The 26,909-nt window shown below is 64.5% G+C and carries 26 protein-coding genes and 1 pseudogene; 10 read left to right on the forward strand and 17 right to left on the reverse strand.

The genetic code is table 11. The features are described 5' to 3' along the window. Positions 1 to 11 precede the first annotated feature (11 nt). Genes U873_RS0123595 through cpaB form a run of 4 tightly spaced genes read right to left on the reverse strand, consistent with a single transcriptional unit; the run spans position 12 to position 4,672 of the window. The gene (locus tag U873_RS0123595; RefSeq protein WP_025130588.1) at positions 12 to 1,286 is read right to left on the reverse strand and encodes a CpaF family protein; all 1,275 of its coding nucleotides are present in this window, start codon (positions 1,284 to 1,286) and stop codon (positions 12 to 14) included. Beyond that, a complete protein-coding gene (locus tag U873_RS0123600) occupies positions 1,283 to 2,470 on the reverse strand; it encodes a pilus assembly protein (RefSeq protein ID WP_025130589.1) in 1,188 nt (395 codons plus the stop codon). Before U873_RS0123600 ends, U873_RS0123595 begins: the two co-directional genes overlap by 4 nt. Further along, complete coding sequence (locus U873_RS0123605) at positions 2,467 to 3,717, reverse strand: type II and III secretion system protein family protein (protein ID WP_025130590.1); 1,251 nt, start codon at positions 3,715 to 3,717, stop codon at positions 2,467 to 2,469. The genes U873_RS0123600 and U873_RS0123605 overlap by 4 nt, the downstream gene beginning before the upstream one ends. Before the next feature lie 19 nt (positions 3,718 to 3,736). Then, positions 3,737 to 4,672 carry a Flp pilus assembly protein CpaB gene (gene cpaB / locus U873_RS0123610; RefSeq protein WP_025130591.1) on the reverse strand — a complete coding sequence of 312 codons (936 nt, stop codon included), beginning with the start codon at positions 4,670 to 4,672 and terminating at the stop codon, positions 3,737 to 3,739. 332 nt (positions 4,673 to 5,004) lie between these two features. On the opposite strand from cpaB, the gene U873_RS0123615 reads away from it, so the two are divergent. Genes U873_RS0123615 through U873_RS0123625 form a run of 3 tightly spaced genes read left to right on the forward strand, consistent with a single transcriptional unit; the run spans position 5,005 to position 5,944 of the window. Beyond that, complete coding sequence (locus tag U873_RS0123615; protein WP_025130592.1) at positions 5,005 to 5,211, forward strand: Flp family type IVb pilin; 207 nt, start codon at positions 5,005 to 5,007, stop codon at positions 5,209 to 5,211. A gap of 55 nt (positions 5,212 to 5,266) precedes the next feature. Then, positions 5,267 to 5,473 carry a Flp family type IVb pilin gene (locus tag U873_RS0123620; RefSeq protein WP_025130593.1) on the forward strand — a complete coding sequence of 69 codons (207 nt, stop codon included), beginning with the start codon at positions 5,267 to 5,269 and terminating at the stop codon, positions 5,471 to 5,473. Positions 5,474 to 5,530: 57 nt separating this feature from the next. Further along, positions 5,531 to 5,944: a response regulator gene (locus U873_RS0123625; RefSeq protein WP_025130594.1), complete on the forward strand. Its 414-nt coding sequence runs from the start codon at positions 5,531 to 5,533 to the stop codon at positions 5,942 to 5,944. Between the two features lie 166 nt (positions 5,945 to 6,110). Here the strand turns inward: U873_RS0123625 and U873_RS0123630 are convergent, their stop codons facing one another. The 3 genes from U873_RS0123630 to U873_RS37280 all read right to left on the reverse strand — a co-directional run bounded on the left by U873_RS0123630 (position 6,111) and on the right by U873_RS37280 (position 9,499). Further along, positions 6,111 to 7,787 (reverse strand): ShlB/FhaC/HecB family hemolysin secretion/activation protein, encoded by a 1,677-nt coding sequence (locus U873_RS0123630; protein ID WP_025130595.1) that lies wholly within the window; start codon positions 7,785 to 7,787, stop codon positions 6,111 to 6,113. A 192-nt stretch (positions 7,788 to 7,979) separates the two neighbouring features. After that, positions 7,980 to 9,314 (reverse strand): collagen-like triple helix repeat-containing protein, encoded by a 1,335-nt coding sequence (locus U873_RS0123635; protein WP_256244804.1) that lies wholly within the window; start codon positions 9,312 to 9,314, stop codon positions 7,980 to 7,982. Continuing rightward, a complete protein-coding gene (locus U873_RS37280; protein WP_256244806.1) occupies positions 9,311 to 9,499 on the reverse strand; it encodes a hypothetical protein in 189 nt (62 codons plus the stop codon). The genes U873_RS0123635 and U873_RS37280 overlap by 4 nt, the downstream gene beginning before the upstream one ends. Positions 9,500 to 10,058: 559 nt before the next feature. Here U873_RS37280 and U873_RS0123640 point away from each other — a divergent pair. Further along, entirely contained in the window at positions 10,059 to 10,508 is a 450-nt protein-coding gene (locus U873_RS0123640) for a DMT family transporter (RefSeq protein WP_025130597.1), read from the forward strand. A gap of 8 nt (positions 10,509 to 10,516) precedes the next feature. Here the strand turns inward: U873_RS0123640 and U873_RS0123645 are convergent, their stop codons facing one another. Continuing rightward, positions 10,517 to 11,371, reverse strand: a complete 855-nt coding sequence (locus U873_RS0123645; protein WP_025130598.1) for a MaoC family dehydratase — start codon at positions 11,369 to 11,371, stop codon at positions 10,517 to 10,519. Positions 11,372 to 11,373: 2 nt separating this feature from the next. Next, positions 11,374 to 12,726: a 3-oxoacyl-ACP reductase gene (locus U873_RS0123650; protein ID WP_025130599.1), complete on the reverse strand. Its 1,353-nt coding sequence runs from the start codon at positions 12,724 to 12,726 to the stop codon at positions 11,374 to 11,376. Positions 12,727 to 12,859: 133 nt separating this feature from the next. On the opposite strand from U873_RS0123650, the gene U873_RS0123655 reads away from it, so the two are divergent. After that, on the forward strand, positions 12,860 to 14,137 hold the full coding sequence (locus tag U873_RS0123655) for an acetyl-CoA C-acetyltransferase (protein ID WP_025130600.1): 1,278 nt from the start codon (positions 12,860 to 12,862) through the stop codon (positions 14,135 to 14,137). A gap of 82 nt (positions 14,138 to 14,219) precedes the next feature. On the opposite strand, the gene U873_RS37680 is transcribed toward U873_RS0123655, so the two are convergent. Together U873_RS37680 and U873_RS37685 are read right to left on the reverse strand one after the other, a co-directional pair. Next, positions 14,220 to 14,987 (reverse strand): methyl-accepting chemotaxis protein, encoded by a 768-nt coding sequence (locus U873_RS37680; RefSeq protein ID WP_371261346.1) that lies wholly within the window; start codon positions 14,985 to 14,987, stop codon positions 14,220 to 14,222. A gap of 90 nt (positions 14,988 to 15,077) precedes the next feature. After that, positions 15,078 to 16,166, reverse strand: a pseudogene (locus U873_RS37685) (cache domain-containing protein); the annotation flags it as partial. A 454-nt stretch (positions 16,167 to 16,620) separates the two neighbouring features. On the opposite strand from U873_RS37685, the gene U873_RS0123665 reads away from it, so the two are divergent. Beyond that, on the forward strand, positions 16,621 to 17,517 hold the full coding sequence (locus tag U873_RS0123665; protein WP_025130602.1) for a PA4780 family RIO1-like protein kinase: 897 nt from the start codon (positions 16,621 to 16,623) through the stop codon (positions 17,515 to 17,517). Between the two features lie 169 nt (positions 17,518 to 17,686). Here U873_RS0123665 and cueR read toward each other — a convergent pair whose 3' ends face one another. The 3 genes from cueR to U873_RS0123680 all read right to left on the reverse strand — a co-directional run bounded on the left by cueR (position 17,687) and on the right by U873_RS0123680 (position 21,025). Further along, complete coding sequence (cueR, locus tag U873_RS0123670) at positions 17,687 to 18,091, reverse strand: Cu(I)-responsive transcriptional regulator (RefSeq protein ID WP_025130603.1); 405 nt, start codon at positions 18,089 to 18,091, stop codon at positions 17,687 to 17,689. Next, the gene (locus tag U873_RS0123675) at positions 18,088 to 20,484 is read right to left on the reverse strand and encodes a heavy metal translocating P-type ATPase (RefSeq protein WP_025130604.1); all 2,397 of its coding nucleotides are present in this window, start codon (positions 20,482 to 20,484) and stop codon (positions 18,088 to 18,090) included. Before U873_RS0123675 ends, cueR begins: the two co-directional genes overlap by 4 nt. Positions 20,485 to 20,641: 157 nt before the next feature. After that, a complete protein-coding gene (locus U873_RS0123680; RefSeq protein ID WP_025130605.1) occupies positions 20,642 to 21,025 on the reverse strand; it encodes a hypothetical protein in 384 nt (127 codons plus the stop codon). A 145-nt stretch (positions 21,026 to 21,170) separates the two neighbouring features. Here U873_RS0123680 and U873_RS0123685 point away from each other — a divergent pair, with 145 nt between their 5' ends. After that, positions 21,171 to 21,368, forward strand: coding sequence for a heavy-metal-associated domain-containing protein (locus tag U873_RS0123685; RefSeq protein WP_025130606.1), 198 nt, complete (start codon positions 21,171 to 21,173; stop codon positions 21,366 to 21,368). Positions 21,369 to 21,461: 93 nt separating this feature from the next. Next, complete coding sequence (locus U873_RS0123690; RefSeq protein WP_025130607.1) at positions 21,462 to 22,658, forward strand: multidrug effflux MFS transporter; 1,197 nt, start codon at positions 21,462 to 21,464, stop codon at positions 22,656 to 22,658. A gap of 1 nt (position 22,659) precedes the next feature. On the opposite strand, the gene U873_RS37000 is transcribed toward U873_RS0123690, so the two are convergent. The 3 genes from U873_RS37000 to U873_RS0123705 all read right to left on the reverse strand — a co-directional run bounded on the left by U873_RS37000 (position 22,660) and on the right by U873_RS0123705 (position 24,317). Continuing rightward, positions 22,660 to 22,836 carry a hypothetical protein gene (locus U873_RS37000; RefSeq protein WP_177330305.1) on the reverse strand — a complete coding sequence of 59 codons (177 nt, stop codon included), beginning with the start codon at positions 22,834 to 22,836 and terminating at the stop codon, positions 22,660 to 22,662. A 143-nt stretch (positions 22,837 to 22,979) separates the two neighbouring features. After that, on the reverse strand, positions 22,980 to 23,993 hold the full coding sequence (locus U873_RS0123700) for a zinc-binding alcohol dehydrogenase family protein (protein ID WP_025130608.1): 1,014 nt from the start codon (positions 23,991 to 23,993) through the stop codon (positions 22,980 to 22,982). Positions 23,994 to 24,023: 30 nt separating this feature from the next. After that, positions 24,024 to 24,317: a putative quinol monooxygenase gene (locus tag U873_RS0123705; protein WP_025130609.1), complete on the reverse strand. Its 294-nt coding sequence runs from the start codon at positions 24,315 to 24,317 to the stop codon at positions 24,024 to 24,026. Positions 24,318 to 24,435: 118 nt separating this feature from the next. Between U873_RS0123705 and U873_RS0123710 the strand changes: the two genes are divergently transcribed. Together U873_RS0123710 and U873_RS0123715 are read left to right on the forward strand one after the other, a co-directional pair. Further along, on the forward strand, positions 24,436 to 25,344 hold the full coding sequence (locus tag U873_RS0123710; RefSeq protein WP_025130610.1) for a LysR family transcriptional regulator: 909 nt from the start codon (positions 24,436 to 24,438) through the stop codon (positions 25,342 to 25,344). Between the two features lie 134 nt (positions 25,345 to 25,478). Further along, positions 25,479 to 26,855 (forward strand): MFS transporter, encoded by a 1,377-nt coding sequence (locus tag U873_RS0123715; RefSeq protein WP_025130611.1) that lies wholly within the window; start codon positions 25,479 to 25,481, stop codon positions 26,853 to 26,855. The last annotated feature ends 54 nt before the right edge of the window (positions 26,856 to 26,909 follow it).

The raw sequence follows: 26,909 nt of genomic DNA on the forward strand, positions 1-26,909 counted from the left end.
ACCTCGTCGTTTCAATTGACGCCCAGCCCGCTCTCGCGCCGCAGTTTGTCACCGGCCGGATTCAGCGCCTCGCGCTGGAAGCCGAAGCCGCTGCGTCGGTCCAGGCGGAACAGCGTATTGGTGACATAGATGTCTTCGCGAATGCCCACTACTTCCACGACCTCGCTGACACAGCGCCGGCCGTCGGGCAGGCGGGTCAACTGGATCACCACGTCCAGCGCCGCACAGATCATCTGGCGCAGGGTGCGCTCGGCCACCTGGCGTCCGGTCAGGCCCACCAGGGTTTCCAGGCGCAGCAGGGCGTCCTGGGCGTTGTTGGCGTGCACCGTGCTCATGGAACCGTCGTGGCCGGTGTTCATCGCGGTCAGGACGTCGAGCACTTCCACGCCGCGAATCTCGCCGAGGATGATCCGGTCGGGACGCATCCGCAGGGCGTTGCGGATCAGGTCGCTGGCCTTGACCTCGCCATGGCCCTCGGCATTCGGCGGGCGGGTCTCCAGGCGTACCACGTGGGGGTGCCCCAGCTGCAACTCGGCCACGTCTTCGATGGTGACCAGGCGCTCGTAGGGGTTGATCAGCTGGCTGAGAATGTTCAGCAAGGTGGTCTTGCCGGTACCGGTACCGCCACTGATGAGGATGTTGCAGCGCTTGCCCACGGCCTCCTGGATGAACTCGAAGATCGCCTGGTCAATGGTTTGCATGGCGATCAGGTCGCTGCTGTTGAGCATGTCCTTGCGGAATTTACGAATTGACAGGCAGGGACCGTCCAGGGCGATCGGCGGGATGATTGCATTGACCCGGCTGCCGTCCGGCAGGCGGGCGTCGACCATTGGCGAGGACTCGTCGAGGCGGCGGCCCAGGGGCGCGAGAATTCGCTGCATCACCCGCTCCACATGGTGGGCGTCGATGAAGCGCAAGTCACTCTGGTGCAGCACGCCCTCGCGCTCGACGAACACCCGGTGCGGGCCATTGACCAGGATCTCGGTCACCGCCGGGTCACGCAGCAGCACTTCCAGAGGGCCGAAGCCGGTCAGTTCATCGACGATTTCTTCCGCCAGGCGCTCCATCTCGTAGCGGGAAATGGCCAGGTGCATGCGCGCGATGTATTCCGCCACCTTGTCGATGACGAACTGCGAGAGGTTCTGCCGGGAGCTTTCCAGCAGGTTTTTCCCCGACTCTTCGATGGCATCGATGATGTAGCGGTGCAACACCAGTTTCAGGCCTTCGTGGTCACTGTTGCCCGGGGCCGCGCGAGTGGTGGCGCCAAAGAGTTTTTCGCCGCTCATTTGCCCCCCATGATCCGATTGAGCCAGCCGGCCTTGGGCTGGGGCAGGCCTTCGGAGCGCTTGGCCAGTCGCTCACCCAGGGTTTTCAGGCTTTGGGTCAGGGCCTCGCGGGGGGCCAGTTCAAACAGGCTGACGCCCTGGTTCTTGGCGTTCAGGCGGACTTCCGGGCTGTAGGCCAGTACCGCGATCACTTCCAGGGCGAAGGTCTTGCCCAGGGTTTCGGAGTCCGGCGCGACTGCGCGCAGGTAACGGTCCACCAGCAGGCGGGCATGTTCGAGCTTCATGCCTTTTTCCCGCCAGTGGTTGAGCACCGTCAGGTTGCGTCGGCAGTCGAGCACGCTCTGGTCGGTGCGCCAGAGCAACTTGTCGCAATGGCTGACGAAGGTGCGCAGGGCTTCGCTGTCCGGTTGCCCGGCAAGGTTCACCACGATGTGCTGGAAGTGCTGGCGCAAGGCGCTGAGCAACATGTACAGCTCTGCCGCACTGGTGTGTTCCAGGGGCTCGTCGTGACTGGCGTAGGCGAGGATCCGCAAACCCGAGTCGGTACTGGTGAAGGCGCTGTCGATCAGGGTCGCGTCCAGGCGCCGCAGATGCCTGAGGGCATCGCCAAAGTGGAACGAGCTTTCCAGTCCCATCAGGGCCAGGCTGTCGCCCCGGGGCAGGCCGAGGTCCAGCAGCAGGGTTTGCTGGCCGCTTTTTTGCACCACCAGCGCCAGGTGCCCGGCCAGTAATGCGCCGTCGCCGTCGCTCTGGGTGCCGTAGAGCACGGTCAGCCCCCCCAGCTGGGTACTGGGCGTGACCGCCGGCAGGCGTTTGCTCAGGCGCCTGACCAGGCCGGCAACCTCGCTGGAGCGTGAACCGTAGGCCACGAAGTCTCGAGCGCCAGCACGCATGGCGTTGAGCACCAGTTGGTTGTCCATGCCATCGCCCAGGGCGACGATCGCCAGCATCGGCTTGGCTTCCAGGGCGCCCTCGATCAGTGCTGCCTGGGCCACCACGTGTTCGCGATCGAGGCCGACGAACACCAGGTTGGCGAAGGTCACGTCCACCAGTGCCAGCAGTTCGTCCAGGCTGCCAGCGGTCCCCACGACCTGGCCCAGGGGCGCCAGGGCCCCTTGCAGCCACTCGAGATCGGTGCTGTTGCGGGTGATGGCGAGGAATGTCTGGCTCAGGCTCTGGCTCATTGCGACAGCCCACTGCGCTTGTCGAAGTTGCCGTTCTCGAGGAAGAACATGCGATAGAAGTTCGGGTCGTAGCTGCGCAGGCGTTCGCCGGGCAGGGCGGGCAGCTTGGCGTCGGCGGCCAGGGGCTGGACCAGGTGGGGGGTGACGATCATCAGCAACTCCCGTTCCTCGCGATTGATCGAGGTGTCGCGGAAGAAGGCACCGATGACCGGAATGTCCCCCAACCCTGGAAACTTGTTCACCTGGGAGCTGTTGCGGGTGCTGATCAAGCCACTGATGACGAAGCTTTCGCCGTCGGCCAGGGAAATGCTGGTATCGGTGCGGCGAATGGTCAGGGCCGGGACTTGGGTCCCGGCAATGTTCACGGTGTTGCTGTAGTCCAGCTCGCTGACCTCGGGGGCGACTTTCAGGGATATGCGGCCACGGTCGACGATGGTCGGGGTCAAGGTCAGGCGAATGCCGAACTCCTTGTATTCGATGGTCACGCTGTTGCTGCCGGTACTGGGCACCGGGATCGGGATTTCACCACCGGCGAGGAAGCTTGCGCTCTGGCCACTGAGGGCCACCAGGGACGGGCGGGCCAGGGTGTAGGCGAAGCCGCTGCCTTCCAGGGCATTGATCAGTGTCAGCACCCGGCCATTGCCGAAGCCGATGTTGAAGGTGCCATTGTCCAGGGGAATGCTGTTGCGCCGGCCGCCGAAGGTCGGAGTGACGTTACCGGAAGAGCCGCTGGTGGTCGGGGCGGTACCGGGTGCACCGAACAGGAAGTTGTTGCCATGACCGAAGATCGAGACGCTGGCCTCCTTGAGTTTGGTGCGGCTCACCTCGACGAAGCGAATGTCGGTCTGTACCTGGCTGGGGAGGAGCGGGTCGTCCGTCATGGGCAGGCCGGTGGTGGCCATGTCGGCAGTGGCCCGGCCCTGGACGAACACCATGCTCTGGCGTGGAGTGCCGGAGCAGGGAGTCCAGACCATCAGGCTGGTGGCGCCAGGGGCCATGCCGGTGAGGAGAAAGGCATGGTTGCCATTGGCATGCACGTCGGCGATCTTCGGATCACCAATGGCCAGGCGGGTAATGGCCACCGGGGATTGCAGTTCCTGTTGCAAGCCTTCGCCAACCTCCAGTACCGCTGGCAGGGGGGCAAGGTTCGAGCAGCCCGCCGGTGCGGCCAGGGCCTGATTCCAGAACAATTGACCCAGGCCCAGGGTCAGCAGAGCGGTGAACAACGGCATGGAACGACTGCGCATGTAGTGCATCCTTGCTCAATCAGGGAGTTTGTTGAGTGACCTGGTTGCCACGGATCACCTCCACCGCCGATCGGGGGGCGCCACCGTGGGCGACCGGACTGCGGGGAGCGCTGCCGAGGGCCAGTTGAGTGAACTGGAACAGGTTGCTGTTGGCTGCATCGAGGTGTTCACCGGCGTCCGGGGTGCCGGCCCAGTAGTGAGCCAGGCGCTGCTCCTCGCTGCTGCGTACTGCCAGGCGCAGGACACCGACCTGGGTGGCCAGCATCAACCGGCTCAGGAGGGCTTCGGGAACCGCCAGGACTACCGTCCGGGCCGCCATCCGGCGCTGGTCCTGCTTGAGCTTCTCGTCGCTGCTCAGGGTGGGGGAGGCGGGCTGTCCGTCATTGGTCAGCCCCAATTGCTCGCCCACGGCCAAGACGCGCATGGCCGGCACCGCGATCTGTGCCGACTGCTGCGGGTTGCTGGTGTCCTGGCGCAGGAACAGCAGCACGTCGACATAATCACCCGGGCTCAGTTGGCCGGCTGCGCCTATCACTTCATCGACCGCAACCGCCATGGCTCGCTCATCACCGTGGATCATTCGCGCCAGGGCGCCGCCGCTGTCGAAGCTCTGTTCGTTGAGCCAGGTCCCGGCATTCAATTGCCGCCAGGGCGTGCGACCCACGGCCTGGCTGATGGCGGTAAGGCTGCCGGCAGGGGCGGTGCGCAGTTTTTCCAGCGCCAGATCGGTGGCGCTCAGGGGGACAAAAGGCGGCACATCGCGCACCAGGACCACCACCGGTTGGCGGGTCTGGTCTTCGGCACTGGCAGTGGTTTGTTCGATGACGCTGGGGGGCGCCGGTTGGGGCGCTGGTGTCGGTGCAGGCTGGCGGCTGAGTACCAGGCCCCAGTAGCCGAAAAACACCGCACCCACCAGCAGAAGCCCGGCCAGACCCATGGTGACGCGACTGTTCATGAAGGCTCTCCCTTTCCTGCTGCACCACCAACGCCCGTGCTTCCAAATGAGTCGATTTCGCAATCAGGCAGCTATGAACATGCAACTATTTCGCTATGTGAAGGTAGTAGAGCTAGGACGAAATGCCATTAACTGGCCAAAAAATAGCTATCGAAAGTAGAGGTGATGTCATAGCGGGTGGATTTTTGGCGTTAACCTTCCAATTAATACTTAATGATTAATTCGTTCTTACAGTTGCTGGCCCGTCCTTTGTTGACAATGCTCAGATGGCACCGGGGAAATTCATGCCGGTGCGGTTTTATCGGCGCCGTCTGGCGCTAAGGAGAGCTAGGATGATCCTTCAATATCTGTATCTCAGGGCGCGCCTGTTTTTTGACCGTACCGAAGGCGCTTCAGCCATCGAATACGCAATCGTGGTCGCCATGGTGGCCGTGGTCGTGGTGGCGTTCGTGACTCCGCTGGGTGCTCGGGTACTGGCCATCTTCAACAACGTGCTGGTCGCCTTGGGAGGGACCGCCGTCACCCGTCCAACACCGTGAGTACGCTAGGCAAGGCATGGTTGCCTAGTGCTGCGATTCATGACGGAGGTGCATCATGCTGATTGAATACCTGTTGCTGCGTGCTCGATTGTTCCTGTCCGGGACTGAAGGCGCCTCGGCGATTGAGTACGCGATCGTGGTCGCGATGGTGGCCGTGGTCGTGGTGGTATTCGTGACCCCGTTGGGCGATAGAGTCCTGGCGGTCTTCAACAACATCCTCACGGCCCTGGGAGGTACTGCGGTTACGCGACCTACACCTTGAGGTTCTTGGTTGCTCTTGCAGTACCGACCGCCGGACAGTCCGCTCAAGGTAACGTTAATGAACACGCCCCCCACCCCACGCCAGCAACTTCTTCTTGTGGATGACGAAGAGGACGCGCTGATGGAACTTGCCGAGTTGCTGGAAGGTGAGGGTTTTTGCTGCTTCACCGCGACCTCGGTGAAGCTGGCACTGGAGCATCTCACTCGCCACCCTGACATTGCGCTGGTCATCACTGACCTGCGCATGCCGGAGGAAAGCGGCCTGTCGCTGATCAAGCGCCTGCGCGAACACACTTCACGCCAGCACCTGCCGGTGATCGTCATGTCGGGACATGCCGACATGGACGACGTCAGTGACCTGTTGCGCCTGCAGGTGCTGGACCTGTTCCGCAAACCGATCTATCACGTGCGCCTGCTGGAAACTCTCAACAACCTGTTTCCCGAGCCTCGCCTGCATGTGGTTGGCCCCTGAGTTCCAGCTCCGCTCAAGGCTTGGATCGCCCCTCCTCAGTAGGTTCCTCTGCTTTCGGCTCAGCCGTGGCCCGGTTTTGGCTCCTGTGGGTTGAGCCTGACGCCGAGCCTGTGGCTGGCCGTGCATGAGACCCACTCGACAGCAGGCCTCATGCATGGGCTGTCGCTCAGAGTTGGTAGCTGAAGCTCAGGGTGTAGCGCGGCCGGCGGTTGTAGGTGTCCAGGGCTTCGTCGGACATGGCCTTGGCTGCTTCCAGGGCGATGTTGTAGTGCTTGGCGTCGCCGAAGCGCAAACCGAAGGCCGCGGAGGACAGGCTGCTGCCCTTGACCGGTAGCTGGTTGAACCAGGTCTTGGAGCGGTCGAACACCACGTAGGGTTGCAGCACCCGCACCCAGGGGCCTTCACGGTTGAAGCTGTAGTTCACTTCATAGGCCACGCCCCAGCCCTTGTCGCCGGTAGCCTGGTCATCGGGATAGCCGCGGGCGAAGTTCTGGCCGCCGAAACTCGCGCGTTCACTGTCGGGCAGGTTGTCCTGGCTCCAGTACAGGGCGCCGGACAGTACCCCTTGCCAGTTGTCGAAGAAACGGTTGCTTTGCACCCCGGCCAGACGCAGGCGGAAGAAGTCCAGGTCGTACAACGCGTTGTTGGTCTTGGCGCCCATGCTGTCCAGGCCCCGGTACAGACCGGCACTGAGGATCCGCAACTGGCGGGGGTCTGATTTGCTCCAGTCACTCTCCAGCGCCAAAGCGCGGATATCGGTTTTTTCTTCCAGGGTCAGCGGGGCGCTGGTGAGCTTGTAGCGGGTCTTGTCATTTACCGCATACAGACGTGTGCCGACGGTGAGCATTTCAGTGGGTGAGGCAATGAAGGGGTGGCTGACTCCGATGGAGGCGCGGTCGTTCTCGCGATGGGGTTCCAGTTCGAGGCCGTTGTCCAGTTGCAGGTTGCTGTGAGGGTCGCTGCGGTAGCGCGCGCCACTGAGGGTCAACTGGGTCCCTTCCGAACCCAGCAACTGGCTGTAGTCGAGGCGGTAGTAGTGTTCCTTGTCCTTGCCAGGGGGGAACAGGCCGCTGAGGCTGAGCTGCTCGCCCCAGGCGGTTTGCGAGTTGCTGGTGATGCCCACCAGGGCCTGCAGCCCATTGCGGTTGTCGTCGGTGCTGTTGAGGGTGGTGGCGATGGACTTGCGGCTGGCCACGGCCACCAGGCGGGTTGCGCCGTCGGTGGTTCCGGGCGGGGGAACCACGGCCTGCAGGGTCACTCCGGGAACCCGGCTCATCAGGGTTGTGTAGCGTTCGAAGGTCTTGCGCGTCAGCGGTCGCTCGGCCTTGAGCTTGCTTACCAGCTTGTCCAGGTAGGCGGATACCGGACCGATGTCGCCCTGCAGTTGGTAGTCACGGATGTAGCCTTCCACCAGCACCACGCGCAGGGTGCCCTGGTCTAGATTCTGCTGCGGCATGAAGGCATAGGAGAGCAGGTAGCCGTCGTTCTGGTAGCGGCGAGTGATGCTGCGAGTGGCTTCGATCAGTTGGCCGAAGCTGGTCTCATGCCCGATCAGGGGCTGGTAGATCGCTGCCAGTTCTTCCAGGGGGTAGAGGGTGCCGCCTTCGATCTGTACCTGGCGCACCGTGACCTTGGTACCCATCATCAGCGGCTGCTGTCCCTGGGCGGGCCCGGGCTGGTCGGGCAGTTGCAGTTGCGGAGTTGCCGGGCGGTAGGCGTCTACCGGAAGGTTCGGTATCGGCAGGTTGTTGATACTGTCGTTGCTGTTGAGGAAGCGGGGAAGAGAGTCGGCAAAAGCGGAAGTGCAGCATCCAAGTAACAACAAGCCGGCCAACGTGCGCATAGGACACTCCATGGTCAATCTGCGGCGGTGCTAAACATCCTCATGCCAAGTGTCGCTCGGGGGCTGGGCCCGGATCTGACACCGGGATGTCATGCTCTGGATAAACAAAAAGGCGAGAGACTCACTTGAATCTCTCGCCCTCAACCAAGCGTAGGCGCTGTAGGTGAGGCCGTCGAATCGGCCAGGTGCAAATTATTTTTTGCTGCCGCCCAGGGCGCCGGTCAAGCCACCCAGCACTCCACCCAGGCCGCCGCTGGCTCCGGCGGATGCGCTGCCGCTGGCACCGGCGCTGGCGCCGACACCCACACCCAGGCCACCGAGCAAGCCGCCGCTAGGGGCTGTGCCGCCGTTGACCAGGCCGCCGACCGAGGCCACGGTGCCGCCCACTGCGCCCAGGGTGCTACCCAGGGCAGTGCCTACCTGATTGGTGCCGGTGCTGCCGGCAACATTGCTGCCGACGTTGCTGACGGCGCCGCCGACCTGGCCCAGCAGGCCGCTGACCGGTGCGCCAAGACCTGTGGCTGCTCCCACTTGCTGGGTCAGACCGGTGACCGAGCTGGTCACTGGATTGAGCGCCGAACCCAGGCTGACGCCAACGCTGGCCAGGGGGGCGGAAACCACCAGGTTCGGGGTGCCGCTGCCGCCGAGGGCTCCGCCTACCGAGGCAATCAGACCGCCCGCGGCACTGCCGGTGACGCCGCCGGCACTGACGGTACCGTTGGTGTTGCCGGCGTTGAGGCCGTTGCTCAGGTTGGCCACGGCACCGCCGACGGTTTCCAGCAGGCCGTTGTTGCCGCCGATACCACCGATACCGCCGGTGCCACCGCTGCCTGTGCCGCTGCCACTTCCGGCGCTCACATAGCCGCCTGCGGCGCCCACTGCGGTGCTGCCATTGCTTAGGGCATTGCCCAGCAGGTTGGTCACAGGGTTGCCGTTGCCGGTGCCACTGATTTTATCGCCGGTGCTGTCCACGGCCCCGGCCACGCCATTGAGCAAGCCTTTGACCGGAGTGCCCAGACCAGTAGCGCTGCCGACATTGCCGGTCAAGCCTTCCGCCAGGCTCACCACCGGCACCAGTACCTGGTCGCCTACGCCATCGGTCAGGGTGCCCAGGGGGCCGCTGCTGGTGACGGTGCTCAGGGTATTGCCGAGCATGGTCACCCGAGCGCCGACGCCGCCGAGTACCGGTGCGACCTTGGTGACTACGCCGCCGACCACTGGAACGCTCTGGGTAGCGGTAGCCAGCTTGCCACTTAGATCAGTGACTCCGGTGCCCACGTCGCTGACCACATTGCCAACGGTGGCGGTGGTCTTGCTCAGGGCCTTGGGATCGGTGCCCAGCTTGCCGAGGCCGTCGGTCAAGCCATCGCCCACGGTGTCCACTACGTTGCCGGTGGTGTTGACGGCGCTTTGCACGACACCGCCGACCACTGGAACAGTCGACAGGGAGTTGCCCAGGTTGCTAACGCCTGTACCCACGCCGCTGACGGTGGTGCCCAGGTCGGATACCAGAGTGCTGGTGGTCAAGGTTGTGCCGGTGGTACCACCGCCAGTACCTCCAGTGCCGCCACCGGTCCCACCTCCAGTGCCACCCGTGCCGCCACCGGTCCCGCCCGTACCACCACCTGTACCGCCAGTGCCGCCTCCAGTGCCACCAGTGCCACCACCCGTACCGCCAGTACCACCATCAGTGCCGCCGCCGGTTCCACCATCAGTTCCTCCTCCCGCGCTGGCAGGGGACGAGCTGCTGGAACTGCTCTTATGGCCGCCGCCACCGCCACTGCAGCCTGCCAGGCTGAGGGTCAGGATCAGGGCCAGTGCTGTACATGCTTTCCATCCGAATTGAGTTTTCATGAGAGATATTCCTTGCACCTGTTACAACGTTCGTTGTTTCGATAGCCCCCCAGTTCTTGTGCTGGAGATGCCTTCGTCCGTTGTCTACATAAAAGGCTCGGGAAAGAGTTTGAACAATTATGAGCTTGGTATTAATGACTTATTCTTGGGGGGGTTATTGCCCTACAAGTAGCTAGTAATAAAGTATTGGTTGATGGCTTTTGTTTTAAGAGATGCTTTTTAAATCAATATGTTGATTGTTTTTGTTGGGCCTGATGCAGGCCTGGCCAACTAAAGTTGTATATATACAATTGATGGGCTTTGCTCCTGGCGTTAACGGCCGGTTATAACTTTCTACCCGTCGACTAGTTTTGTTGAAAGACTTCCCGAACATGTCCTGATCTATACTGCACGACCGAAGTTTCCTTGGAGTTCATGATGCCGAGCCCTGTCTGGTGGCTGTTGTGCCTGCCATTTTTTGCCGGCGCCTTCCTGGCCCTGCAAGCCGGGATCAATGGCCAGTTGGCCAAGCAGGTTGGCAGTGTGCTGGCCGCTGCGTTGATTTCCTTCTTGGTTGGCACCGTAGCGTTGCTGGTGCTGGTGTTGCTGCAGCGCGAAATGCCGACACTGAGCGCCCTCAAGGAGCTGACCTGGTGGCATTGGTGCGGCGGTCTGCTAGGGGTGTTCTTTATCACCACCGCCGCTTTTGCCGGCCCCAGGATCGGTGCCTTGCTGTTCATGGCACTGGTGCTGGCTGGCCAACTGGGTATGGCCCTGGCCCTGGATCACTTCGGCTGGGTAGGGTTTCGCGAGGCGCCGGTCAGCCTCGGCAAGATTGCCGGATTGCTGCTGATCGTCGCGGGTGTGGTCTTGATCCGCAGGGGCTGAGGGGCCTGTCAGGCGATTGGCTGCCAACCACCCTGCATGTGCTGCAGGTCGCCGTTGCCCATCAGTCGCAGTGCACCGCTTGAGCCGGCCGCGCTGGCTTGCAAGCGTACCTCGCCTGGCAACAGCACCGGCTTGATGAACTGCACGCGGATGTCCAGGTTCGCTGCCGGCAGGTGTTCGCTCAGCGCTGCCAGGGTGCGTGCCTTGTTCCACAGGCCGTGGGCGATGGCCTGGGGAAAGCCGAACAGTCGAGCACTCCAGGCGCTCAGGTGGATCGGGTTGTAGTCGCCGGAGACCTTGGCGTAGCGCCGGCCAATATCGCTTTCGGCCCGCCAGTGGCTCAGGTCATCAAGCCCTGCGGTCGAGAACGAGGGCGGCTGCGCAGGCTCTCCTGGCAGCTGGACGCCACGACAGAGCATCCGGCTTTGCGCCTCCCATAGCGGACCCAGCAGGTCGTCCACGGTTGTCACCAGGTCGAACACCGCGCCTTTGGCGTGAGGTTGCAGATTTTCCACATGGACGCCGACCCGCACACTGCTGACATTGCCCATGGGCCGCATCACCCGAATCCGGTTGGCCAGGTGAATCAGCCCCAATAGCGGAAAGGGAAAGTCCCGGGCAGTCAGCAGTTGCATCTGCAAGGGGAAGGCCAGCACGTGGGGGTAGGTGGCGGGCAGCAAGCCGTCGTCGGTGAAACCACAGACCTTGCGGTAAGCCAGCAGTTGCCTGGGGTCCAGGCTGATCCAGCAGCGCAGGCCCTGGTCGGGCAACTGCGTGCCGTTGATCCGCCGGCGCATGGCTGCCTTGAGATACAGCGGGGGCAGGGGCGAAGGAATATTCAGTTCGTGCCAGTGGTTTGTCATGTTCAGGCTCCCAGGACGCTCTGGCCGCAAACCCGCAGGGCTTGTCCGCTGACCGCGCCGCTGCCCGGCTGGGCAAGCCAGGCCACGGCCTCGGCGACATCCTGGGGCAAGCCGCCCTGGCCCAGGGAGCTCATGCGACGCCCGGCTTCGCGCAGGGCGAAGGGCACTTTGGCGGTCATCTGGGTCTCGATGAACCCCGGTGCCACGGCGTTGATGCTGATGTCCCGGTCCTGCAGCTGCGGTGCCCAGGCCTGGGCCAGGCCGATCAAGCCGGCCTTGCTCGCAGCGTAGTTGGTCTGTCCGCGGTTGCCGGCGATGCCGCTGATGGAGGCCAGCAGAATCACCCGCCCGTGCTCATGCAGGCGGCCGCTGTCCAGCAGGGCCTGGGTCAGCACCTGGGGCGCATGGAGATTCACCGCCAGCACGGCGTCCCAGAATTCCGGGGTCATGTTGGCCAGGGTCTTGTCCCGGGTGATACCGGCGTTGTGCACCAGGATGTCGATGCCCTCAGGCAGTTGTTCGATCAATTGGCTGGGGGCGTCTTCGGCGCAGATGTCCAGGCTGATTGCACGCCCGCCGAGACGGGCGGCGAGGGCCTCGAGGTCGGCTTGGGCCGGGGGCACATCGAGCAGCAGCACCTGGGCGCCGTCCCGGGCCAGGGTCTCGGCGATGGCCGCGCCGATGCCCCGCGCGGCGCCGGTGACCAGGGCCTTGCGTCCGGCCAGTGGGCGGCTCCAGTCCCGGACCTGCGCGGTGCACGGCTGCAGGCGGATCACCTGCCCGGAGATGAAGGCGCTCTTGGGGGAGAGAAAGAACCGCAGGGCTCCTTCCAACTGGTCTTCGGCACCGGCTCCCACATACAGCAGTTGCAGGGTGGCACCGTCTCTCAGCTCCTTGGCCAGGGAGCGACTGAAGCCCTCCAGGGCCCTTTGCGCGCTGGCAGCAAAGGGCGTCTCCTGGGTTTCCGGGGCGCGCCCGAGGATCACCAGGTGCGCGCTGGGCTCGAGGTTTCTCAGCAGCGGCTGGAAAAACTCGCGCAACTGTTTGAGCTGGTCGGTGTGCAGCAGCTCGCTGGCATCGAACACCACCGCCTTGAGCTTGGGGCCATGTCCGGGAATCCAGGGGGTGGCCAGGGCGGGTTCGATGCCATAGCTGTAGATCCCCTCCGTCAGCCGTGGGGCCAGGCTGCTGACCTGCTGGGCCAGACGGCCACCGCCGATCAGCAAGGCGCCTTCGATGGGGCGCAGGCGGCCGGCCTGCCAGCGCTCCAGGCGTACCGGTGACGGCAGGCCAAGGGCCCCGACCAGGCGCTGGCCGATGGACGAGTTGGCGAAGTCGATATAACGGTCAGACATGGAACGCACTCCGAAGGCTGGGGTTCAAAGTGTGGACCATGAATGGCCCCGGGTCGTTCGATCAGCCAGATCCCTCCTACGCTTGTGGAGGAGGTACTCACCGTAGTCGCACTCACACAATAGGGAGCTTTCCATGACACAGCTGCGTCGCGTCGCGATCATCGGCGGTAACCGCATCCCCTTTGCCCGCTCCAATGGCCCCTACGCCACCGCGAGTAACCAGGCAATGCTCACCGCCGCCCTGGAGGGCCTGATCGAGCGCTACAACCTGCATGGCCTGCGGATCGGTGAAGTGGCGGCCGGGGCAGTCCTCAAGCACTCCCGGGATTTCAACCTGACCCGGGAATGCGTGCTGGGCTCGCGCCTGTCGCCCACCACCCCGGCCTACGACATCCAGCAGGCCTGCGGCACTGGCCTGGAGGCGGCGTTGCTGGTGGCCAACAAGATCGCCCTGGGGCAGATCGACTGCGGCATTGCCGGGGGCGTGGACACCACCTCGGATGCGCCGATCGGTGTCAATGAAGGGTTGCGCAAGATCCTGTTGCAGGCCAACCGGGCCAAGAGCACGGGCGACAAGCTCAAGACTCTGCTGCAACTGCGGCCTCATCACCTCAAGCCGGAGCTGCCGCGCAACGGCGAACCGCGCACCGGCCTGTCCATGGGCGAGCACTGCGAGCAGATGGCCAAGACCTGGAACATCCCCCGTACCGAGCAGGATCAGTTGGCCCTGCAAAGCCATCAGAACATGGCTGCCGCCTATGCCGAGGGCTGGCAGGATGACCTGCTCACGCCGTTCCTCGGCCTGACCCGGGACAACAACCTGCGCCCGGACCTGACCCTGGAAAAACTCGTCAGCCTCAAGCCGGCCTTCGACCGCAGTGGCAGCGGCACCCTGACCGCCGGCAACTCGACGCCGTTGACCGATGGCGCCTCCCTGGTGTTGCTGGGCAGTGAGCAATGGGCCAGGGAGCGCGGGTTGCCGATCCTCGCCTATCTGCGTGACGGCGAGGCCGCGGCGGTGGACTTCGTCAACGGCGCCGAAGGCCTGCTGATGGCGCCGGTGTACGCAGTGCCGCGCTTGCTGGCGCGCAATGGCCTGAGCCTGCAGGACTTCGACTACTACGAGATTCACGAAGCCTTCGCAGCCCAGGTGCTGTGCACCCTCAAGGCCTGGGAGGACCCCGAATACTGCAAGACCCGCCTGGGCCTCGACGCCCCCCTGGGCAGCATCGACCGGGCCCGGCTCAACGTCAAAGGCAGCTCCCTGGCGGCGGGGCATCCCTTTGCCGCCACCGGTGGGCGCATCGTTGCCAACCTGGCGAAGCTGCTGAGTGTGGCGGGGCAGGGCCGCGGGCTGATCTCGATCTGTGCGGCGGGCGGGCAAGGCGTTACGGCGATCATCGAGCGCTGAGGTTCGAGGCATTCGCCGGCCAGCGGCTCCTACACAGAAATGCCGATAATCCGTAGGAGCCGGCTTGCCGGCGAAAGCGTCATCAGGTCTTGAAGCGCCGCACCAGGCTGTCCAGTTCGTTGGACAGCCCGGCCAGGCTCTGGGAGTCCAGGCGCGCCGAGTTGGCCAGTTCCGCCACCAGTTGCGCATCGCCATGGATCTGGCTGATGTGCCGATTGATGTCTTCCGCCACCTGGTGCTGCTCCTCCGCAGCCGTGGCGATCTGGGTGTTCATGTCGCGGATCACGTCCACCGATTCGCGGATCTGCCCGAAGCTGTTGCGTGCCAGGCCGATGCGGCTCACCGATTGCTGGGACACTTCCAGGCTGGCATGCATCTGCTGCGTCACGGCACTGGTGCGCTTGGCCAGGTTGCCGAGCAAACCGTCGATCTCGGCAGTGGAGTCGGCCGTGCGCTTGGCCAGGGCCCGCACTTCGTCGGCGACCACGGCGAAGCCGCGTCCTTGCTCGCCGGCCCGGGCCGCTTCGATGGCGGCGTTGAGGGCCAGCAGGTTGGTCTGCTCGGCGATCGAGCGGATGGTGCCGAGGATCGACTGAATATCGTTGCTGTCGCGCTCCAGCTGTTGCATCGACTGCGCCGACTGTTCGATTTCCTGGCTCAGGCGGTCGACGCTGTGCACGGCGTCGTCGATCTGCTGCTGGCCTTCCCGGGCCTGGCGCTGGCCACTGTCGGCCGACTCGGCGGCCTGGCTGCAGGAGCGGGCCACCTCGTTGGCGGTGGCGACCATTTCGTGGAACGCGGTGGACACCATGTCCACGGCTTCGCGCTGGCGCCCGGCGGCCTCGGCCATGTCGTTGGAGACCTGGGTCGAGGAATGGGAGGTGGCGAGGATCTTCTGCGCTGCCTGACCGATGTTCTGGATCAGGTTGCGAATGGCCGCGAGGAACTGGTTGAACCAGCTGGCCAGTTGCGCGGTTTCATCGCTGCCGCGGATATTCAGGTCCCGGGTCAGGTCGCCTTCACCCTGGGCGATGCCTTCCAGGCCGCTGGCGACGCTGCGGATCGGGCGCACGATCAGGCTGGCGAAACTGGCCCCGACCACCGCGAACACCAGCGCCAGGACCCCGGCAATGATGCCGATGATCCAGGTCAGCTGGGTGGCCGAGCCCATGACTTCGCTCTGCTTGATCAGGCCGATGAAGGTCCAGCCCAACTGCTCCGAGGGCCAGACGTTGGCCATGTAGTGCTCGCCGTTGATCTCCACGTTCACCAGGCCCTTGCCGGCCTTGGCCAGTTGCGCGTAACCGTCGCCGAGGCTGTCCAGGGTCTTGAAGTTGTGCTCCGGTTGCTTGGGGTCCACCAGCACCGTGCCGTTGTTCTCCATCAGCATCAGGTAGCCGGATTCGCCGAGCTTGATCTGCTTGACGATCTCGGTGAGCTGCTTGAGGGTCACGTCGATGCTCACTACGCCGCCGGGGCTGCCCAGCTTGTTGGCTACGGTGCGCACGGTGCTGACATAGGTTGCGTTGTCGGTGGCCCAATAGTAGGCCGCGGTACGAAACGACTTGCCCGGGTTGGCCATGGCCGCCTTGTACCAGGGGCGCTGGCGCGGGTCGTAGTTGTTGAGCTTGGGATCATCCGGCCAGGACACGTAGCCGCCGGCCTGGGTGCCGATGATCGCGTAGGCGTAGGCCGGATGGCTGGTGCCCAGGCGCTCCAGCAAGGCAAATACCTGCTTGTCCATCTCGCCCTGGGGGATCTGCTCGGCATCGGCGCTGCCGTAGTTCTTCAGGCTGGCGTCAGTGTTGGCGATCAGGGGTTGGGAGGCCAGGTAGTCGACGTTCTGGCTGATGCCATCGAAGAAGATCTGCATGGCATTGCTGACCTGGCGAATCTCCCGGCCACTGTTGTCGACGAAGCTGTCCCTGGCATCGCTGCGCAGGTTCATTACCACCAGCGTGGCGACCAGCACCACGGGCAGGCAGGCGATGACGGCGAAGGCCCAGGTGAGTTTCTGCTTGATGTTCATCCGCGCTCCTAATTTTTGTATGACCACGAAGTGCTGGCGACTCGCGGATTATGGGCAGCTTGAAAGATGGCGCTGATTGCAGTCCCTGAGAACGAGGCCGAGCAGGCAAGGATCGAACCTTGGCCGGTTGCTGGCGTCTTTATTGGATTGTCGGACAAACTCCCTCTGTCTCTGATGACTTCGGCGGGTGCGGCGGAATGTTGAGCCGCCCGGAGAAAAAAACTTGCCGAGGGAGTCGAGGGCGGGCCTCGGGCGGCGGCAAACTTGCTGCCTTGGCCGGGGCTTGCAGGCTGGAGTCTCGGCTATGATCTTCGGCGGTGTCGATGGATTGATCTGGCACATTGAGTGCATTGCTGTCGTTCGGTGGTCGGCAGCCCTTTCCCGTCGTGGGAGGATTGCCGTATAACGAGTGACTTTCGCGTGTTTGGTAACAAGGGACCCACAATAAAAGCTGATGAAGACTCCAAAACGCATTGAACCGCTGATCGAAGACGGTCTGGTAGACGAGGTGCTGCGCCCACTCATGAGTGGTAAAGAGGCAGCTGTGTATGTGGTGCGCTGCGGCAACGAGCTACGTTGCGCCAAGGTCTACAAGGAGGCGAACAAACGCAGTTTCCGTCAGGCGGCGGAGTACCAGGAGGGCCGCAAGGTCCGCAACAGTCGCCAGGCACGGGCCATGGCCAAGGGGTCCAAATTTGGCCGCAAGGAAACCGAGGACGCCTGGCAGAACGCCGAAGTGGCGGCCCTGTTTCGTTTGGCCAATGCCGGGGTCCGGGTACCCAAGCCGTTCGACTTCCTCGAAGGCGTGCTGCTCATGGAGCTGGTGTCCGACGAGTACGGCGATGCCGCGCCGCGGCTGAACGATGTGGTGCTGGACGCGGAGCAGGCCCGTGAATATCACGCCTTCCTGATTTCCCAGATCGTGCTGATGTTGTGTACCGGACTGGTGCACGGTGACCTGTCCGAGTTCAACGTGCTGCTGGGCCCCGACGGCCCGGTGATCATCGACCTGCCCCAGGCGGTGGATGCGGCCGGCAACAACCACGCGTTCAGCATGCTCGAGCGTGACGTCGGCAACATGGCTTCCTACTTCGGGCGTTTCGCCCCGGAGCTCAAGCGCACTCGTTATGCCAAGGAAATGTGGGCCTTGTACGAGGCTGGCACCTTGCACCCGGGGAGCGTGCTGAGCGGCGAATTCGATGACCCTGAAGAGCTGGCGGATGTCGGCAGCGTGATCCGCGAGATCGAGGCTGCGCGTCTGGACGACGAGCGCCGCAGGGCGTTGCGTGCGGCTGACGAAGTGCCGCCAGGCAAAGCCGAAGAACCACCGCCTCCGCCCTGGATGCAGTGAGCATGAAAAATCCGGCCTTGGCCGGATTTTTTATGCGCTGAAACTGTCCCGCGGGGGGCCCTGAGACCCCGCGCCGCGCTGCCGTAGAGCGCCCCAAGGCCCTGCAGGCAACGGCCGCAGCGAGGCTGGTGCCCGGGCCTGCAGCACGCCCGCCGGGCCCCGGGCATGTTCAGGAGTGGCAGCAACTGCCGGAGGCCAGTTCCTTGAGAATCGGGCAGTCCGGACGGTGGTCGCCCTGGCAGTGTTCCACCAGGTCCTGCAGGGTGTCGCGCAGGCCGGCCAGTTCGCGGATCTTGCGGTTCAGTTCATCGATGTGCTGGCGCGCCAGGGCTTTCACATCAGCGCTGGCCCGCTGGCGGTCCTGCCACAGGGTCAGCAGCTTGCCGACCTCTTCCAGGGAGAACCCCAGGTCTCGGGAGCGCTTGATGAACGCCAGGCTGTGCAGGTCGTCGTCGCCGTACAGGCGATAGCCGCTGTCGCTGCGGTGCGCCGGCTTGAGCAGGCCGATGGACTCGTAGTAACGGATCATCTTGGCGCTCAGGCCGCTCTTTCGGGCTGCTTGGCCGATGTTCATTCGGCGTTCTCCAGGTCTTTGGGCTTCCAGGTTTTCAACAGTAGCGCATTGCTCACCACGCTGACGCTGGACAGGGCCATGGCGGCCCCGGCCAGTACCGGGTTGAGCAGGCCGAAGGCCGCCAGCGGAATGCCGATCAGGTTGTAGACGAAGGCCCAGAACAGGTTCTGGCGGATTTTTGCGTAGGTCTTGCGGCTGATCTCCAGGGCGGCCGGGATCAACCGCGGGTCGCCGCGCATCAGGGTGATACCGGCTGCGTGCATGGCAACGTCGGTGCCACCGCCCATGGCGATGCCGATGTCCGCTGCGGCCAGCGCCGGGGCATCGTTGATGCCGTCGCCGACCATCGCCACCACCCCGGTCTTCTTCAGCTCGGTCACGGTCGCGGCCTTGTCCGCCGGCAGCACTTCGGCATGTACGTCGGTAATGCCCAGGGCCTCGGCCACCACCTTGGCGCTGCCGCGGTTGTCACCGGTCAGCAGGTGGCTGCTGATGTGTCGTGCGCTAAGTTGTTGCACCGCCTGCAGGGCGCCCGGCTTGAGGGTATCGCCAAAGGCGAACAGGCCCAGCACCCGGGGTTGCGGGCTCTGTTCGATCAGCCAGGACAGGGTCCGGCCTTCGTGCTCCCAGTCCTGGGCCGCTTGCGCCAGGTCGCCCGGGTTCAAGCCGCTTTCTTCCAGCAGGCGCCGGTTGCCCAGGGCCAGTTGGCGGCCGTCCAGGGTGCCGGCGATGCCGCGTCCGGTCAGGGACTGGCTGGCACTGACATCGGCCACCGGCAGTTGGCGTTCCTGGCACAGGTCCAGCACCGCCTTGGCCAGGGGGTGTTCACTGCCGCGCTGCAGGGCGCCGGCCTGTTGCAAGAGGGTGCCCTCGTCGCCTTCCACCGCTTGCAGGTGGGCAATGCGTGGCGTGCCCGAGGTCAGGGTGCCGGTCTTGTCGAAGACCACCGAGCTGACTTCATGGGCCCGCTCCAGGGCTTCGGCGTCCTTGATCAGGATGCCGTGGCGAGCGGCGACGCCGGTGCCGGCCATGATCGCGGTGGGCGTGGCCAGGCCCAGGGCGCAAGGACAGGCGATCACCAGCACTGCCACGGCATTGATCACCGCGGTTTCCAGCGGTGCGCCGTACAGCCACCAGCCCACCAGGGTAAACAACGCCAGTACCAGCACCGCCGGGACGAACACTTGGCTGACCTTGTCCACCAGCTTCTGGATCGGAGCCTTGCCGGCCTGGGCGTCTTCCACCAGGCGAATGATGCGTGCCAGGACGGTTTCCGCCCCCAGGGCCTGGGTCCGAACCAGCAGGCGCCCTTCGCCGTTGATGGCGCCACCGGTGACGGTGTCGCCGGGCTGCTTGGGCACCGGCAGGCTTTCACCACTGATCAGCGCCTCATCGGCGTGGCTCTGGCCTTCGATGACCGCGCCGTCCACCGGGAAGCGTTCACCGGGCTTTACCAGCACCAGGTCACCCAGGCGCAGGGCGCTGATGGCCACATCCTGCTCACGACCGTCGATCACCTGGATCGCCCGCTCGGGGCGCAGGGCCTCCAGGGCGCGGATGGCACTGGCGGTCTGTCGCTTGGCCCGGCTCTCCAGGTACTTGCCCAGCAGCACCAGGGCGATGACCACCGCTGAGGCTTCGAAGTACAGGTGCGGCATGCTGCCGACCGGGGCGGTGGCCCATTCGTACAGGCTCAGGCCGTAGCCGGCGCTGGTACCCAGGGCTACCAGCAGGTCCATGTTGCCGCTGCCGGCGCGCACGGCCTTCCAGGCCGCCACGTAGAAGCGCGCACCGAAGATGAACTGCACCGGAGTGGCCAGGGCGAATTGGGCCCAGGCCGGGAGCATCCAGTGCAGGCCGAAGGGTTGCACCAGCATCGGCAGCACCAGGGGCAGGGCCAGGAGGATGGCCAGCACCAGGCTCCAGCGTTCACGGCGCAAGTGCTGCTGCGGGTCGTCGCTGTGAGCCTGTTCGGCCTGCCACAGGCTGGCGGAGTAGCCGGCCTTGGTCACGGCATTGATCAACTGCGCCGGATCGAGTTGGCCGAGCCCTTCGATGTGGGCCCGTTCGGTGGCCAGGTTGACGCTGGCGTTGCGGACCCCGGGCACTTTGTTCAAGGCCCGTTCGACGCGCCCGGCGCAGGTGGCGCAGGTCATGCCGCCGATGGTCAGTTCAAGGCTCTGCACCGGCACGCTGTAGCCGGCGTTTTCCACCGCTTCGAGCAAGGCGGGCAGACTGTCGCCCGGGGCTTCGACCCGAGCCTGCTCGGTGGCCAGGTTGACGCTGACGGCGCCGGTGCCGGCCACCTTGCCCAGGGCGCGCTCCACGCGCCCGGCGCAACTGGCGCAGGTCATGCCGGCAATCGGCAGGTCGAAGGTGATTGATTCAGGCATGGCTGGCACTCCCTGTAAATGTTGCCCACAGGATCAACCTTGCCACGCAGGCAAGGTCAAGGGGGCATTTTACAGGTGCTTCACTTTGTCCCAGGGGCGCTGCCAGGGAGGGCAGGGCTCGGGGGCAACGGGCCGGAAGCCTACAGGGCAGGGGGCGTCAGTATTCCAGGGCGGCCGGCTTGAGGTACATGCCCGATTGGCCCATGGCGATGCGGAACTTCAGCACGTCGCCAGCGCGCAGGCTGATGTCCTGGGAACCCGGGGCCAGCAGGCCTGGGTTGCAGCCCGGAGCCTGGCCCGGCAGCAGCTTCAGGCGCAGTGAGACTTTTCCCGGCGGCAGGTTGAAGGAGACGCTCTGTTCCTGGAACAGCCGGCCGGAGAGCTGGTCCTGGATGTACAGGCCGATCTCGCAGGAGGTGGCGACTTCCAGGCGCTCCCTGGAAATGATCAAGACCCCGTAGTCCTCTCCGGCGGCCAGTGCCGATGGCGCTGTCGCGAACAGGCCAAGGAGGCCGAGGAGGCTGAACGTTGACCAGCGCATGGCTGAATCTCCTGCTGTGATGTCGTAAGACGTGCAGCTTGGCCGAGCGCGGCGATGATTTCCAGCCCGGCAGATTGATCCGGAACTTGACCTTGCCATGGTGGCAAGGACAAGACTGCGCTCAACCCAATACAGGAGAAGCACGATGCAAGTATTCAATGTTCAAGGCATGTCCTGCGGCCACTGCGTGCGAGCCATCACCCAGGCACTGCAAAGCAAGGACCCGGCGGCCACCGTGCGGGTGGATCTGGCCGCCAAGGAAGTCGGGGTCGAGAGCCGTCTGTCCAGCGACGAAGTCATCAGCCTGATCAGCGAGGAAGGCTACGCGGTGCAGGTTGCCTGAGTCTTTTTAATAGTTAGCGACCTATCGGAATGTTCAAGGCGTCCAAGCGCGGCTAGACTGTCGCACCGCTGACCCGACGTTCGTTTGGATGCCATGAACCTCCGTACAATCCTGATTCTCGGCGCCCTGAGCGCGTTCGGCCCTCTGGCCATCGACTTCTACCTGCCGGCTTTCCCGTCGATGGCCCTGGCCTTCGGCACCGATGAAAAACACGTTCAGCTGACCCTGGCGGCCTATTTCCTCGGCCTGTCCATCGGCCAGCTGGCCTATGGCCCGGTGGCCGACCGTTTTGGCCGGCGCCTGCCGTTGCTGGTCGGGGTGGGGCTGTTCACCCTGGCATCCCTGGCCTGCGCCTACGCGCCCAACCTTGAATGGCTGATTGGCGCACGCTTCGTCCAGGCCCTGGGCGGTTGCGCCGGCATGGTGATTTCCCGGGCGGTGGTCAGCGATAAATGCGATGCGGTGGGTTCGGCCAAGGTGTTCTCCCAGCTGATGCTGGTGATGGGCCTGGCACCGATCCTGGCACCGATGCTCGGCGGCCTGCTGGTCAACCTCTACGGTTGGCAATCGATCTTCATCATGCTCACGGTGTTCAGCGCCCTGTCGGGATTGGCGGTGGCCCTGGGCCTGCCGGAAAGCATGCCGGCCACTCGCCCGCGCCTACCGTTGTCCGGAGCGTTGCGCCAATACGGCCTGTTGCTGGCGGACCGGGTGTTTCTCGGTCACGCCCTGACCGGCGGCATCGCCATCGCCGGGATGTTTTCCTACATCGCCGGTTCGCCCTTTGTCTTTATCAAGCTCTATGGCGTGCCGGCGGAGCATTTCGGCTGGTTCTTCGGGATCAATGCCGGTGGCTTCATCCTGGTCGCGCAGATCAATGCACGGCTGTTGGCCAAGCGTGGCCCGGCCTTCCTGCTGGCGCGCACCGTATGGATCTACCTGGCGGCCGGGCTGACCCTGCTGGGGATCAGCGCCTTGCACACCAGCGCGCTGTGGCCGCTGCTTCTGCCGCTGTTCGTGTGCATCGCGAGCCTCGGCTGCATCATTCCCAATGCCGCTGCCTGTGCCATGAATGGCCAGGGGGCACGGGCCGGCAGTGCCTCGGCGATGCTCGGTTGCCTGCAGTTCAGCGTGGCCGCGGGCGCGGCCTATCTGGTGGGTGTCCTGCACGATGGCAGCGCCATGCCGATGGCCATGGTCATCAGCCTGTGCGGTGTGCTGGCGGTGAGCATGGCGGTCATGACCCGGCGCTTGCAAAATGCCCGGGCGCTAAAGGCCGCCGAGCTCTGAGTCAGCCTGCGGCGCGCTGGCTCTGGGGAATCTGGTGGGGGGCTTGCAGACGGCTTTGCAGGGTCTGGGTGAAGGCCCGGGCCTCTGCTTCACTGCGGAATGTCACCACATGCTGGTCGAGGCGAACCTGCCATTGAGAGCCTTGGGGTTTTGCCAATTCTTTTATCAGGATCTTCATTGCTGACCTCCTAACGGTAAAAGACTGCGCTGCAAGGGACCCCAGTGTAGACCTGAATACGGTCACAAATATGACCGAAATCAACTCTCGGACTGACGGCAGCCGCCTCTTGTCAGCCAAGGGCGGCGCCGTCTGTCACGGCCTTAGAAGCCTTCCAGAACGATCTTGCCCTGGGCCTTGCCGCTCTCCAGCAGGGCGTGGGCCCGACGCAGGTTGGCGGCGTTGATCTGGCCGAAGTGCTCGCCCACGGTGGTCTTCAGGGTGCCGGCGTCGATCAGCTCGGCGACCCGGTTGAGCAGCCGGTGCTGCTCTTGCATGTCGGCGGTCTCGAACAGCGAACGGGTGTACATGAACTCCCAGTGCAGCGACAGGCTCTTGCGCTTGAGCTGGGTCACGTCGAGGTGTTTCGGGTCGTCGATCAAGGCCAGCTTGCCCTGGGGCGCGAGGGCTTCCACCAGTTGCTCCAGGTGAGCGTCGGTCTGGGTCAGGCTGGCGACATGGGTCACCGGATACAGATCGAGGCGCTTGAGCTCGGTGCTCAGGGGCTGGCTGTGGTACACCACCGCATGGGCGCCGAGCTCGCGGACCCAGGCCTGGGTCTGTTCGCGGGAGGCGCTGCCGATCACCTTGAGGCCGGTCAGTTGACGGGCCAGTTGGGTGAGGATCGAGCCGACCCCGCCCGCGGCGCCGACGATCAGCAGGCTCTGGCCCAGGTCGGTGGTTCCCTGGGGGATCTGCAGGCGTTCGAACAGCAGCTCCCATGCCGTGATCGCGGTCAGCGGCAGGGCCGCGGCCTCGGCAAAGCCCAGGCTCTTGGGCATGTGGCCGACGATCCGCTCATCCACGGTGTGCAGTTGGCTATTGCCCCCGGCACGGGCGATGGAGCCGGCGTAGAACACCCGGTCACCGACCTTGAACAGGCTGACGTCGCTGCCCACGGCCTTGACCACCCCGGCCACGTCCCAGCCCAGTACCTTGGCTGCACCGCCTTCGGGCTGGACGTTCTGGCGCACCTTGGTGTCCACCGGGTTGACCGAGATGGCCCTGACCTCCACCAGCAGGTCGCGGGGGCCGGCCACGGGCTCGGGCAGCTCGATGTCTTGCAGGGACTTGGGATCATCGATGGGCAGGGAAGTGTAATAGGCGATGGCTTTCATGGTGAATTCCTGATCAGTAGGGAAAAAGGCTCAGACGATCAATTGCAGGCGCTTGAGCGCGAAGTGCTCGATCGCCTCGCGGGTCTGGGCGAGAAAATGCTGGAAGTGCGCGGTGTTGTTGTGAAACTCCAGGGCTGCCTCATCGTCCCAGCGCTCCAGCACGTAGAAGCAGCCCGGCTGCTCGGCGTCCTGGTGCAGCTCGTAGTACTGGCAGCCGCTTTCTTCGCGGCTGGGCTGGACCAGGGCGCTGAGCTCGCGCTTGAGAACGTCTTGCTGCTGGGGCTTGGCGATCAGGGTGGCAATTGCGGTGAAGGCGTGGGACATGTGGGTTTCCTCAGGGAGTTGGGTGATGGCAGGAATGATTGGCTATTTTTCCTGAAGATAAAATCGGCTAAAAGAGCAGGCTCTTTCAATATTTTTTTGATAATCCAGGAAAGCCCCCATGCTGCGATTCGATGACCTGCAGTTGTTCGTGCGTGCCGCAGACCTGGGCAGCCTGTCGGCAGCGGCCCGGGTCATGGACCTTTCACCGGCGGTGGCCAGCGCTGCCCTCAAGCGCATCGAGGAACACCTGGGGGCGCGCCTGCTGGCCCGCTCCACCCGCAGCCTGCGCCTGACCGCCGAGGGCGAGGGCTTTCTCGACTACGCCCGGGCGGCCTTGAGCAGCCTGGATGAAGGGCGGCGGCTGCTGGCCAGTGGTCAGGATCAGGTCAGCGGTGTGTTGCAGCTATCTGCCCCTTCGGATTTTGGCCGCAACCTGCTGTTGCCCTGGCTCGACGAGTTCCAGCGCGAACATCCCCAACTCAGCGTGCGCCTGTTGTTGGGGGACCGGATTGCCGACCTGTTCCGCCAGCCGGTGGACATTGCCCTGCGCTACGGCGAACCGGAGGACTCCAGCCTGGTGGCCCTGCCAGTGGCCCCGGACAACCGCCGGGTGCTGTGTGCCGCCCCCAGCTACCTGGCCCGCTACGGCGAGCCGCGCCAGCTGGAGCAACTGGCCCAGCACAACTGCCTGCTGTACATGCTCGACAGCCGGGCTCACGACCTCTGGAGCTTTCATGACGGCAAGCGTGAGGTGAGCCTCGCCGTCAGTGGCGACCGCCTGAGCGACGATGCCGATGTGGTGCGGCGCTGGGCTGTGGCCGGCGCAGGGATCGCCTACAAGTCCTGGCTGGATGTGGCTGCCGATGTGCTGGCCGGCCGCTTGCAGATCCTGCTGCCGGAGTTGCGCTGCGAAGGTGCGTCATTGAACTTGCTGTGCACCCACCGCGCGCACCTGAGCAAGCCGGTGAAGCTGCTGCGCGACTTGCTCCAGGCCCGCTGCGCCCAGATCAGCGCCCGCCGCCCGTAGGAACCCGCTTGCCGGCGAGCCCGGGCGCCACGCTCCCGCGTCGCTGGTGGACGCGAACAGGTCGCCCTCGGCAATCAGCCCCGGCCTCGATCCCGCACACTCCAACGGTCAAGCATTCAACCGGGGGAACGGGCATGGGCATACAGGGATACAGCGCCGCAGAGCGCCTGGAACGGCTACCCATCAGCGGCTATCACCGGGTGATTTTCATCATCATCGCCCTGGCGTTTTTCTTCGACTCCATGGACCTGGCGATGATGACCTTCCTCCTCGGCTCGATCAAAACCGAGTTCGGCCTGAGCTCGGCCGAGGCCGGCCTGCTGGCCAGCTCGAGTTTCTTCGGCATGGTCCTGGGCGCCTCCCTGTCGGGCATGCTCGCCGACCGCTTCGGGCGCAAGCCGGTGTTCCAGTGGAGCATCGTGCTCTGGGGCCTGGCCAGCTACCTGTGCTCCACCGCCCAGAGCGTGGACAGCCTGACCCTGTTCCGGGTGCTGCTGGGAATCGGCATGGGCATGGAGTTTCCCATCGCCCAGTCGATGCTCTCGGAGATGATTCCGGCTCAGCGACGCGGGCGCTATATCGCCTTGATGGACGGCTTCTGGCCCTTGGGCTTCGTCGCCGCCGGGGTGCTCTCGTACTTCCTTCTGCCGCTGATTGGCTGGCGCGACATCTTCCTGGTCCTGGCGATCCCGGCGGTGTTCGTGCTGGTGATCCGCTTCTTCATTCCCGAGTCGCCGCGCTGGCTGGAACAGGCCGGACGCCACGCCGATGCGGATCAGGTGTTGCGGGGCATCGAGGACAAGGTACGGGCTTCCCTGGGCACCGCCGAACTGCCCGAACCGGTCCGCCTGCCGCGTATCGAGAGTGCGCCGGGGCATTTCTTTTCGGCCCTCAGGCAGATCTGGTCGCCGCTGTATCGCCAGCGCACCTTGATGATCTGGAGTCTGTGGTTCTTTGCCCTGCTGGGGTTCTACGGGCTGACTTCCTGGCTCAGCGCCTTGCTGCAGCAATCCGGTTTTGCGGTGACCCAGTCGGTGTACTACACGGTGCTGATTTCCCTGGGCGGGATTCCCGGGTTTCTCATGGCCGCCTGGCTGGTGGAGCGCTGGGGGCGCAAACCGGTGTGCATCGTCACCTTGCTGGGCGGCGGCGTCATGGCGTTCTTCTACGGGCAGAGCGCGGTGTTTGGTGGCAACGTCAGCCTGCTGATCGGCACCGGGTTGCTGATGCAGTTCTTCCTGTTCGGCATGTGGGCGGTGCTTTACACCTATACGCCGGAGCTGTATCCGACCTCGGCCCGGGCCACGGGCTCGGGGTTCGCTTCGGCGGTGGGGCGCATCGGTTCGCTGCTGGGGCCGCTGGTGACCGGGCTGGTCTTTCCAATCACCGGGCAGGGCGGAGTCTTCGCCCTGGGGGCGGCGTGCTTTGTGATTGCCGCAGGGGTGGTCTGGCTGTTCGGGATGGAAACCCGGGGCAAGACCCTGGAAGAGTTGAGCGAGGCGGGAAACTGAGGTTCGTCGGCAAGCCGGCTCCTACACGAACCTGTAGGAGCCGGCTTGCCGGCG

The organism is Pseudomonas sp. PH1b, from assembly GCF_000633395.1.
In the GTDB taxonomy this organism is placed as follows: Bacteria; Pseudomonadota; Gammaproteobacteria; order Pseudomonadales; family Pseudomonadaceae; genus Aquipseudomonas.